The following is a 10699-nucleotide window of genomic DNA, read 5'->3' as shown; positions in this document are numbered from 1 at the left end:
CAGCCAGGCTGTTACGCGACGGGCCTGCGGCGACGTGTCGGCGCCGAGGACCGGCCGGAGTTCTGTTGCAAGTATCGTGAGCATCGAACTGAGTTGCGTTGCCATATCAGGTGTTCTGGGTTCTTCGTCTGCCGCTCCCGCGGGCCTGGTCGTCGAAGTCTGTGTCATGCGGTTCTCCTGGATGATGTTGTGAACAACACCACCAACCACCCTGGCCCTCCCGGGCCGGTCGCGGCGTGAGGTGTCGCAGATCCCACCTCACACGCGTCCGGCCCTCGGCCAGCACCTGTTATCCCGCCCCCCGGCCTTGTCGCGATCGCCGGTCTCCGGAAACGGAAAGGGCGACGCCCGTGATCGGCGTCGCCCTCCAGGCTTCGTCATTATTGTGCGGTGCGATCGGACTGAACTTTGCCGAGAGGAACAGGTCAGAAGACCTCCTGTCGGTGTAGCTCGCTTTGTCACCCCGTATGGGCGACGCTATCCGCCCGTGAGTTTCAGCGCTTCCCCGGATCGCGATCGATTAAATCCGGAATTCCGCATCGCCACTCCGGAGACCGGTGCAGTGCCCCCGGATTCCTTCCCTGGAGCAGCAGCCATCATGCTGATCTGGCGCGGCAAAAACGGTCTGGAAAACAGAACATCAGGTATATGGGAACACCTGAAAAGTCCCTAACGGGCCGCTTCTGCTTGACGTCGCGCAGGCCGCGATCAGCCAAGGACCGCAGGAACGCGGTCCAGAAGGTCTCGGCTTCGGAGGGGCCGGTGGTGACCCCCAGGACCTCGCGTTTCTCCTCGTTGCCGGCGACTCACTGACCGGATTGTCGAAGGACCGAACTTCCCGCATGCTCGGCTCATGCAGTTCCGATAAGGTCGATGTCCTCGCCGGGGGGCGGTGCAACATCGTGTGGACGCTGGAGCGGGAGACGGGAATGCGCCATGCGCGCCGCAAATTCATGCTCGCCATCGTCGGGCTCTGCCTCGCGATCCTCCTTCTCTGGGCGACATTTTCCGGCGCGCTCGGATCCGATGATGGTATGCCCGCTATGGCAGCCGGCGTGGCTGGTCTTCTGATCTTCGGCGTCGCCGGATATTTCGTGGTCGCCGCGGGAATCGCCGCACGTGCGGCCGCGCGATTGGAGGCCGGAACAGACGTGATCGCACGCTGGCGGGTGCCCTCCCCGACTTGGCAACGCTTTCGCGACATCCGGCTCGAAGAGACCGGTGTCAGGGTGCCCAAGCTCAAGGGCCTTTTATTCGCTCCGCGCGCCGTCGCCGGGAACGAAACGGTCGAGATCGTCTGTGGCGCGCGCGGCGCGCTGATCGACGGTTGCTACTTCTCGCTGGCGCCCGGACGCGGGGCGGGGATGGAGCAGGCGGGGCTGGTACTGACCGATCCGCCCTGCGTGGCGATCATTGTCGGCATGCTCGCCGGCGCTCATGGATCACCCCGGACGACGCGCTGGTTGCTGCTCCTGCCGATCCCGCCCGAAGCACGAAACGAAGCGAACAGGGCAATCCGCCATTATGCCTCGGCCGCAGACAGCGTGCGCGATATCGGGGATCTCGCACACGCCTATCCCCGCCGGGCTCGAATCCTATTTTGGGCACTCCTGATCCCCGCGGTCGTAGCGGCCATCACAGGCGTTGCACTTGAGGCTAACGACTATCCCGGCGCACTTCCGGCCTGGCTCGGGATCACCGGCATCATGTCGACCCTCGGCATTCTGCTGATCGCCGCTGCGGTCCGCTTCTCGCGACGCCGATGAGCCCGCAATTCGGGGAGCGGCGAGGCACATCTCCGGGAGGCAGAACTCCGGTCGCGGAATGCCGCCCGCCTCGGTTAGGTCGAGCCCGAGGCCACCAATACGGCCTTGCCCAATCCACGCTGTCGACGACCACGATCATGGTGCTGGCCCTGCGCAGCTCGTCGCCAAACAAACCTTCCAGCCTCTCGGCCTTCTGGGCCCTCATCAGCTGGTCAAAGCGGATCGCAGTTGGATGGTCACTGGAAGGATATGTCGCGCTACCCTGCCCCGCATTTGAACGAACATCGAAAGGTTGCCCAGGGGCGCGCAGCCAGAATGCCGGTGCCGGAGATTGCAGATCGCCGGGGAATATCGGTTCAATTCCGAGGCACGGCGGCTATGCTCGAACTCCAACGGATCGAGCGCGACGGGAGCCGGCTCCATGTCACCACCGAAGACGCCCAGCGCCTTTTCAAGCTGGCTGAGATCTTTCCGGAAGAGGTGGCGATGCCTTCATCTCAGTGATGACTATCGCCGACCGCTGATCCCGCGTTTCCGCGAGGTGGATGGTGTTCTGCAAGTCTGCCTTGCCGAGAAGGCGGATGGAACGCCGGGCGGGGAGATTTGGGCTGTCCCCCTGCCCCTCGACGATGATTAGAGGGCCACGCACAGGTCGGCTCACCAGATGACAAGAGGTGTATTGCTGCCGGGGATCGATGGGCACCAGCTCAAGCGCGGGGTCGGGGTCGGTTTGGCCACCTCCGGCGAGGTCAAGCTGAGGGCCAGCAGCGCGCGCATGTTGTCGCCCATCGCAGGTACCTTGACCGTGCTCGCGGTAAGAGGCCGCTGGAACGCCTCCGTCTTGGCTTGGTCGGGGCCTCCAAGGCAGAAGCTGACCACGGCACCTGCGGCCCCCAGAGCGGCTCAGGGGTCAATGTGGCGCCTTGCATTCGCTCGGAGACTCAGGGATCGCCACCACGGCCAGCAGGATGCCGCCCAGCGCAAGCAGCGAGCGCGGGAGACAGTTCAGGCCGCCCAGCACGCCACCGAAGGACCCGTGCAGCGGTCGGGCTCCCGTTGTAGCCGACAAACCAGGTTCCAGGGCCGCGGGCCTTGTCCGATCAGATGCCGCGCTTGAACAGCTTGCGCGCGCCCAGCGCCTCGGAGGTCTTCATCGCGTCGAAAGCCGTCCATGTACGTTCTCGACTTTGATCTTCTGAACCGCGGCGAGCTGGATTGTAGCGGCACGGCGCGATTGATCTCAAAGAACAGCATGCCGCCGGGAGACAATTATATGAACGCGCAGATGCTGGAGAGCGCGCGACAGCCCCCAAACGCTGGGTGATGCAGTCCTCGTTGGATTCACAAACGAAGTGCAAATTCTGTAGGGTGGATTCACAAAAGAGTGCGACCGGGAACGCGCCCCTTGTTAGGCTGCGGAAATGGCGGACTGTCACGCTGAGCGGCTTAGGTCTTGGCTCGACTCAGAAAGCCGGCCACTCGCCGGCTCAACCAGAGGTCAACCGGGTTGTAAAGCCGCCACAACAGAACACCTCCGGCAAGGGCAGCCGCCCATTTCAACCCCGCGGCGGGTTCGTTCATTATTTTTGCGAGTGCCTGGCCAAATTGAAAGTGGCTGAGGTAGATCAGGAGCGACGCACCTGCAACTTGGCGGATCGGTGATCGCAAGAGGCTCGGGAGCGGAACGGCGGGTAGCCAAATCAGCGCCAGCGCGGCGACATGGAAAAAGCCGATCCTGGGAAGTCCATAGCCTCCGAATTGCCAGCTGCCGACCGCCAGGATGGCGCTCAGGACAAGGCGGTGCGCAAGCTTGTCGGCCGAGCCGATGGCTACTCCCAGCAGGAAATACCAAGCCATCAAATGCGGAACCCTGCGAAAGAGGTGATGGAGATCGAACAGCATGTCCGAAACGGCACCGATGCCGACGAAGGCGGCAGCGGCAACCGCCGAGCAGAGAAATGCATGGCTCTCCAGGGCACGACGCGCGGCAGGAAGGGACAGCACGGCCATGGCGACCAGAAGAAACTGCAGGTAGATTTCGATGAACCAGAGCGCGCCTTCGGTATGGGGTGAAAAGTAACTCCCAACGAACAGAAAAGCCGGCCACTCGCCATAGCCGGTGAGAATGAGGTGCAGGGCCATATAGGCGAGTGTCAGCCCGGCAATCCGGAAGAACAGATTGGCGATAGGCGTGATCCGCTGGTGTTCGAGTACCTGGGGAAGAGTGAACAGAGCGAACGTCAGCCCGGCTACGACGAAGAGGCTGAAGGCGCCGCCTCGTCCATAGTCGACGAAGTGAAAATGCCCCGAGACGACGGCCATGATGGCCAAGGCGCGCACAAGCGTCGGCGTGTCGATGGAGGATATGAACTTCCTGCTTTTGCGCTTCTGCTTGAGCTGGGCGACGGTCATGTTGGCCCAGTCCTCCGGTAAAGCACCCAGAACGCTTTCCAGGGCCAGGGACAGCTCCACGTAGGTGAGGCTGTCTCCTCCCAGCGATGCGAAGGTCGAGTTTTCCTTCACCTGGTCCGCCCCGAACTGCTTTCGGAAAACCTCTTCCACACTCTGGCCCCGCCGAAATATCCGTGTCAGCGCGCTCTTGCGTGCGCCGGCACTGGCGGATGCCTCCATCTCGGCTATCCTGCGACCTATGGCCTGGAGATCTGGCTTCCCGTTGCTTCGGCGCGGGATCCGGTCGATGGTTTCAAGCACGAAACTGTCCGGCGGGATCTTCAGCCATTCCGACAGGTCGCCGCGCAGACGCCGCAGATCGGCGTCTTGGGTAAGGGCTTCCACCAAGACATACATTCGGTCGTCATGGGCGCCGCAGGCACCGGTAAACCCCATGACCTCGAGTTTTTTCTCCACTTCGTCGAGGCTGATACGCAGGCCGAACAACTTCACGAACCGGCTTTTCCGCCCGACGATTTCGATCATGCCATTGGGAAGCTTCCGCGCGATGTCGCCGGTTTTCAAAACATCGCTTCCTTGTGGCAGGATCAGATCTCTATCGCTCGTCGCATACCCCATCATGGTATTCGGCCCACGATAGACCAACTCGCCCGTTTCTCCGTCCGGCAAGCGCCGATCCGCCTCGTCGCAGATCCACATCTCCCCACCGGGCACCGGAACCCCGATTGCTGAGGGCGATACGGATGCCATTTCCGGCGGCAGGTAAGAAATCCGGGGGGCGGCTTCCGTCTGTCCGTACATGACGAAGAACGCCCAGTTCTCCCGGCGAGAACGCGCGGCCCATTGAAGGACACGCTCGGGTGCGAGACGGCCGCCGGCCTGGGTCATGTAGCGTAAGGATGCCAGCTGGTCCGTCTTGATGTTTGCCTGCTCCATAAGTTCGAAGCTGTAAGGAACTCCGGCGAAGCCCGTGCACTCCGCCTGCTCGAAGAATCTCCAGAACCCCTCGTCAATGACCGATCCCTCGCTGAGCGCCAGCGTAGCCCCGGCGGCAAGATGGGAATTCAGGATTGACATCCCGTAGGAGTATTGGAACGGCAAGCTCATCGGGGCGCAATCCGCCTCGGTAAGCCCGAGATACTCGACGATGGAGTTCGCATTCGCCGCGAGATTGGCATGGGACAGGCGTACCCATTTAGCCGCACCGGTCGAGCCTGAGGTGGAGAGGAGCAATGCGAGATCGTCGTGCCACGCCGGCTTCGGATCGGGCTCAAGCCGCTCGAGCCGGTCCTGCCCCGGCGAATAAAGCATCGACAGGCCAAGCCCGGTACCTTCTGCGCCCTGCCCTTCCTGCAACAGCACAACGGGGCAGCCTGCCTGCAAAGAGGCAAGGTAAGCCACATATTGCCTCAGGTGGCCGTCGCATCTAATTCCGATCAGTCCCGGATCCGTCCGCAGACGCCCGGTGAACTCCTCGATCATCTCCGCCAGCGACCGGTAACTGACACGTTGCAGATCCGGCAGGACGAAGGCGGTTTTCTCCGATGGGACTATCTGCCAGAAGCCTGCGTCAGCCGAAGCGCCTCCGGCCTTTCCAAGCCGCTCTTGATCCGGGTTTGTCACTCTTCACCTGCCTCGAACGCCCGCGCCGTTCATGGCACGTCTCCTGCTCTTCCGGCGCACTCGGGCGCGGTGTCAGGTTTGAGTCAGGTCCTGAGCAAGTCAAGCCAAAACAGGGCATCTCCGGCGCGCCAACTCTGATGCCAGCCTTTTGGACGCCTGCCCGGGGCCGGCGCGCTCATCTCCTGCTGTCTCCGCGGAGATGCTGGCGCCGGAAGACTGCAAAGCGGTTGCCGAGGAAGTTGAACACGAGGCCGCAGGCGATGCCGGTCATCGCGGCGAACTGCAGGCCGAACGGGCCCTGGAACCAGTCGAGACGGGACAGCTGTATGGCAACGACGTAGTTGACGAGAATGCCGACCAGCGACGCGACCAGGAAGCCCCTGAATTGCGTCCAGGGATTGCGCCTGCGCGCGTAGGAGAAGGTGAACCGGCGATTCAGCAGGAAGTTCGAGATCACGCTGACGCCGATGCCGCCCATCAGCGCCACCCAGTCCGCCATCCCGATGAACTGGAGCGCCGAGAGCGTGGCCAGGTTGACCACCATGCCGGAGGCGCCGACCACCAGGAACTGCAGCAGGTACATCGCGTTGGCGAAACGATAGAGATACAGGCGCCGGACGTGCTGTATGTATCTCAGCTGTTCCTTGAAGGTGAGCTTGCTTTCCCCCCGGGCGCGATCGACGAAGTGGATGGGCACCTCGCCGATATTCTCGAGGTCGCATTTCACGATAATCTCCAGCGCGATCTTGTAGCCGATCGGATTGAGGTCGCGGGCCTGGTCGAAATCGCTCTTGCGGACCGCGAAGAAGCCGGACATCGGGTCGCTCACCCGTGTCAGGGGCCGTGCCAGAAGGGTCGCCATCTGGCTGTTGAGCCAGCGAAAGAACCCCCAGTCGTCATCGGTGGAGCCACCCCGGACATAGCGGGAGCCGATGGCGAGATCATGACCGTTGTCCAGCATCAGGATCAGGTCCGGAATCGTTTCGGGCGGGTGGCTGAGATCCCCATCCATGCAGACCAGCACCTCGTTGCGGGCCGCCCTGAACCCTTCGACCACGGCCAGGCTCAGCCCGCGGGGGCCGTCGCGGACGATGATCCTCACCCAGTCCAGCCCGGCGGCGGCGACGGCTTCGACACTGCCGTCGTTGCTCTGGTCATCGACGAAGATCAGTTCCAGATCGAGATCACGGGCCTCGCGAAGCGCGCGGATCCGTTCGATCACGAAGGGAATGTTCTGTGCTTCCCTGTAGGTCGGAATGATGATCGAGATCGGTGCGACGATGCGCACCTCGGCCAGGCGCGGCGGGTTGCACACCCCTGTCTCCGCCGGTTGGCCAGCCCTGCCCTTCATGAGGCATTCCTCGCTTTGGGGGGGAAGGATGTCATCCGCCTGGTGCCTTTCCGGACAGGATGTAGACGGCATGGCCGGGAAGGGTCAGCGTCCGGCTGTTGCCGGTTTCGGCCGCCAGCCGGTCCAGGAAACGGGTCCATGCGGCGGCGTTCTCCTTCTCGAACCGCGGGTCGGGCTCCATGATCACATAGGTCCTGCCGCATCCGGCCGGTGCCGGCAGCGGCCCGTGGCAGGATCGGACCCGCGAGAGGATCGCGGGGAACTGGGCAGCCGGATCTTCGAACCGGAGAGGCTGGAACCGCTCGCGTCCGGGCAGGCGGAACAGCTCGAACTGGGGGCGCAGGGGCGCGATGTAGAAGACCTGGTCGCGGTCGGGGTCGATGTCCGCCAGGACCTCCGACAGCGCCTCGCCGGCCATCGTTTCGCGTTCGGCGGGATAGTCTGCCCGGGCCGGCCAGAGCTGCAGCGCGACCAGTGCCGCGGCGGCGATGCCCGGCAGCGGCAGCCTGGCCACCGCCACCGCCAGGGCAAGCGGCGCCAGCAATGTCAGCGGCTGCGCGGTGCGCACCAGCAGCATGGGCCGCCAGATCCCGATCACGCCGAGCGCCGCGATGCCGACCGCCGGCATGCAGAGAAACAGGATGCCGAAGCGGCGGTCGCGTCGCCAGATCATCACGGTGCCGGCGGCGTAAAGCAGGAGGAAGACCGGCTTGGCCCAGGTCGGGAAGGGAAAGCAGCCCAGGACCGTCTTGAGGAACAACTCCGCAGTGGTCGGCGGGATCCATTCGCTCTCCCCGGGGCTGACGAAGCCGAGCATGTGGAAGATCTGCGGCAGCGCCAGCAGCGTGGCCAGGGCCAGGCCGGTCCCGACCAGGCCGAGCAGCCGCAGATCGCGCTCGAGCAGGAAGATCCAGACGACGGCGGCGAGGAAGCACAGGTAATAGACCGCCGCGGAGTAATGCGCATAGAAGGTCGCCGCCAGCGATACCGCGAAACCGGTGACCACCAGCCCGAGCGCAAGGGCCGGGTGGCGTGCCCTGCTGCGGATCCGGGCATGGTCCAGCAGCATCGTGCAGAACAGGATGGCAAGCATCAGGCAGAAGAACAGCATGGCATACATGCGCGCTTCCCGCCCGTAGTGGAGGAAACCGGGGAAGCTGCCCAGGAACAGCGCGGCGAGCAGGGCGACGCGGGGTCCGAAGAGGGGGCGGGCAACCAGGTAGATCAGCGGCAGGCAGGCAAGGGCGCAGGCCACCGACAGGCTGCGCGCACCGGCACGGCTGTCGCCGGCCAGCGCGGTCCAGGCCTTGAGGGCGAGGAAATACCCGGGCGGATTGCGCTCGTCCGGGCGCGCCAGGTCGAGCAGGTAGGCCACGCCGTTGCGGATGTAGTTGACCGAGAATACCTCGTCCATCTTGAGCGCCGGATGGTCCAGCCGGAACAGCAGCAGGGCAGCCGTCATGCAGACGAGGACGGCCAGCACCACGACCGGGAGCCTGTCCGTCGCCGCCGCGCCTGGCCCGCCCGCGGTCATGCCACCAGGGCCTGCAGATGGTCGATCCGGCGCTGGAATTCCTGCTCGAAAAGATGGGCGGAGGCAAAGGAGACGGCCTTCGCGGCCTTGTCGACGATCTCCTCGCGGCGCAGCGCGATATCGTGCAGCTGGTCCGCCCGTGCCTTCCAGTCGCCGAGGGGCACGGTCCATCCCGCATCCGACGCCTCCCTCAGGCCCTTCCACATCTCGTTGGCATAGCCCGCGATCGGCAGGCCGCAGCCCATGCTCTCGAGATAGGTGCAGGAGGGGTCGGACTGGCGGTGGCAGCTCAGGAAGATGTCGGCCCGGGTGCGGGCGAAGGGGACCAGGCCGGTCTCGAAATCCACCGGGTCGTGCAGGCGCACGCGGGAGGACAGGCCGGTGGCGTCGATCTCGCGGCGGATCCCGGCGGCCAGGCTCCCCGTTCCGAAGATGTCGAGCTCGAAATTCACGCCCCGCTCGAGGAGCCGCCTCGCGATGGGGACGAGATCCTGCGCACCCTTCAGGGGTTCGAGCCGCCCCGAATGCAGGATGCGGATCGGCTTGCCGGAGCGGATATGCGCCTCGCGTGCGGCGATCTCGGCCTCCGTGGCCACGAGCGCCGAGGTGATCCGGTTGTCCAGGTAGAGGATCGTGTTGGCGTTGACGCGCCGATAGACCTCCATCGCCGGATAGCCATTGGCCTGGAGACCGTCGCAGCGCCGGAAGGCCCGGCGCCGGCGCCGTTCCTGCCGGTGGGTCCAGGCGAGGGAGTAGAGCTTTGCGAAGATGCTCGCCCGCGGGTCCAGGAAGATGATCTGCCGCCGGGTCTGTGGCGTGTATTCGATGATGTAGACGAGCTTTGTCCGCGTGTTGGCACAGCGTTCGGCAAGGTCGAGATACCGGTGGTTGTCGCCGCTGCACAGGATGACGTCGAAGGATTCGAGAAAGGCGCGGTCCATCCGCTCGCCGGGCTGGCGCAGGTGCAGGGCGAAGGGCAGGTCGGCGGGATCGACGGTGCGGCCGAAGGGAACCGCCTCATTGCGCAGCTGGAGGCTGCTGGAGACCGGGCCGTTCCAGGCCTCGGCATAGTATTTCATGCCTTCACAGTATTTCACGTCGAGATGCGGCTTTCCATCGACGAGAGAGGCCGGTGCCGACGACACGACAAGAAGTTTCTTCATGAATGCAGGTCCAGGGGCGCCAATGCGCCACGCGGACGCTTGCTGGATGCGAAGGGCACGAGCGGGTGACGGTAAACGGCCGCGCAGGCCGGCAGCACGGGACGAACGGGCGGGAGTTTCATCGGTGCGGGAACTCTTTCAGCAAACGTATGGGGGCAGACCTTCGCCAAGGCCAGTCTATGAAGATCCTCCTGTCGTTCCAAGAAAAACGTGGCCCCGACCGGGGTTTTACGGGCGGGGTTTTACGGGCGGGACGCGAGCGGCGTCGGCGCCGGGGCCGACGGAGCTGCGGTCGGGGCTGCGCTCGTGGGCAGGGGCGGCGGGCATCGTCAAAAGCGTCCTCCGTCGGGGTCGGCCTCCTTGTGGCAACCGCGCCCCGCATTGGCAATCCTTCTGCGGGCTTTTCCCCCGCTCCGCCGCCGAGCGGCGGGCAGCCGCGAACAATCCCGCCCGATCCAGGGCAATTGTCTGCCCGCGGGCACGGTCGACCGTCCCCCTGCCCCGCAATCCCAGCCCGGCGTTGACAAGGCTGCAGCCGCTGGTCAAACCAAATGCGGAAATTGCGCCCAGAGGACTCCGATGCCGGACTTCGCAGAATTTGCAGCCGATTATTACAAGCGCTTCGCCGAGGTTCTGCTGAGCTTCGACAAGGGTCCGCTTGCTGAAGTTCTGGCGGTCTTCGACCGGGTCATCGCCCAGGGCGGCACCGTCTGGGTCGCCGGCAACGGCGGCAGCGCGGCAATTGCCGACCACACCGTCTGCGACAGCTCGAAGGGCACCCATGTGCAGGGACAGCCGCCCTTCCGCACCATCTCGCTGGCCTCCAACATACCGATGCTGACGGCGCTGG

At 64.4% G+C, this 10699-nt stretch carries 7 protein-coding genes and 1 pseudogene; 3 read left to right on the top strand and 5 right to left on the bottom strand.

Going from position 1 to position 10699, the window contains the following annotated elements:
- Window positions 1-686: 686 nt before the first annotated feature.
- Window positions 687-788, bottom strand: a pseudogene (locus IE266_RS26235) (transposase); the annotation flags it as partial.
- Window positions 789-929: 141 nt separating this feature from the next.
- Between IE266_RS26235 and IE266_RS26230 the strand changes: the two are divergent.
- Together IE266_RS26230 and IE266_RS27235 are read left to right on the top strand one after the other, a co-directional pair.
- Window positions 930-1766, top strand: coding sequence for a hypothetical protein (locus IE266_RS26230; RefSeq protein ID WP_189683100.1), 837 nt, complete (start codon window positions 930-932; stop codon window positions 1764-1766).
- 378 nt (window positions 1767-2144) lie between these two features.
- A complete protein-coding gene (locus IE266_RS27235) occupies window positions 2145-2270 on the top strand; it encodes a hypothetical protein (protein ID WP_268249785.1) in 126 nt (41 codons plus the stop codon).
- 942 nt (window positions 2271-3212) lie between these two features.
- Here the strand turns inward: IE266_RS27235 and IE266_RS26225 are convergent.
- The 4 genes from IE266_RS26225 to IE266_RS26210 all read right to left on the bottom strand — a co-directional run bounded on the left by IE266_RS26225 (window position 3213) and on the right by IE266_RS26210 (window position 9849).
- Window positions 3213-5801, bottom strand: coding sequence for an AMP-binding protein (locus tag IE266_RS26225; protein WP_189683099.1), 2589 nt, complete (start codon window positions 5799-5801; stop codon window positions 3213-3215).
- Window positions 5802-5976: 175 nt separating this feature from the next.
- Window positions 5977-7116: a glycosyltransferase gene (locus tag IE266_RS26220; protein WP_189683098.1), complete on the bottom strand. Its 1140-nt coding sequence runs from the start codon at window positions 7114-7116 to the stop codon at window positions 5977-5979.
- A gap of 67 nt (window positions 7117-7183) precedes the next feature.
- The gene (locus IE266_RS26215; protein WP_189683097.1) at window positions 7184-8686 is read right to left on the bottom strand and encodes a glycosyltransferase family 39 protein; all 1503 of its coding nucleotides are present in this window, start codon (window positions 8684-8686) and stop codon (window positions 7184-7186) included.
- Entirely contained in the window at window positions 8683-9849 is a 1167-nt protein-coding gene (locus IE266_RS26210) for a glycosyltransferase (protein ID WP_189683096.1), read from the bottom strand. The genes IE266_RS26215 and IE266_RS26210 overlap by 4 nt, the downstream gene beginning before the upstream one ends.
- Before the next feature lie 579 nt (window positions 9850-10428).
- Here IE266_RS26210 and IE266_RS26205 point away from each other — a divergent pair.
- A partial coding sequence (locus tag IE266_RS26205) for a phosphoheptose isomerase family protein (protein ID WP_505973613.1) occupies window positions 10429-10699 on the top strand: 271 nt, incomplete at its 3' end.

Origin of the sequence: Seohaeicola zhoushanensis (assembly GCF_014656415.1) — a bacterium.
Taxonomy (GTDB): Bacteria; Pseudomonadota; Alphaproteobacteria; order Rhodobacterales; family Rhodobacteraceae; genus Seohaeicola_A; species Seohaeicola_A zhoushanensis.
This window is presented reverse-complemented; position numbering and strand designations above follow the sequence as displayed.

Excerpts from the sequence above, each read along its gene's own strand:
- IE266_RS26210 (WP_189683096.1), bottom strand. The coding sequence starts at position 9,849 with ATGAAGAAACTTCTTGTCGTGTCGTCGGCACCGGCCTCTCTCGTCGAT.
- IE266_RS27235 (WP_268249785.1), top strand. The coding sequence starts at position 2,145 with ATGCTCGAACTCCAACGGATCGAGCGCGACGGGAGCCGGCTCCATGTC.
- IE266_RS26230 (WP_189683100.1), top strand. The coding sequence starts at position 930 with ATGCGCCATGCGCGCCGCAAATTCATGCTCGCCATCGTCGGGCTCTGC.
- IE266_RS26215 (WP_189683097.1), bottom strand. The coding sequence starts at position 8,686 with ATGACCGCGGGCGGGCCAGGCGCGGCGGCGACGGACAGGCTCCCGGTC.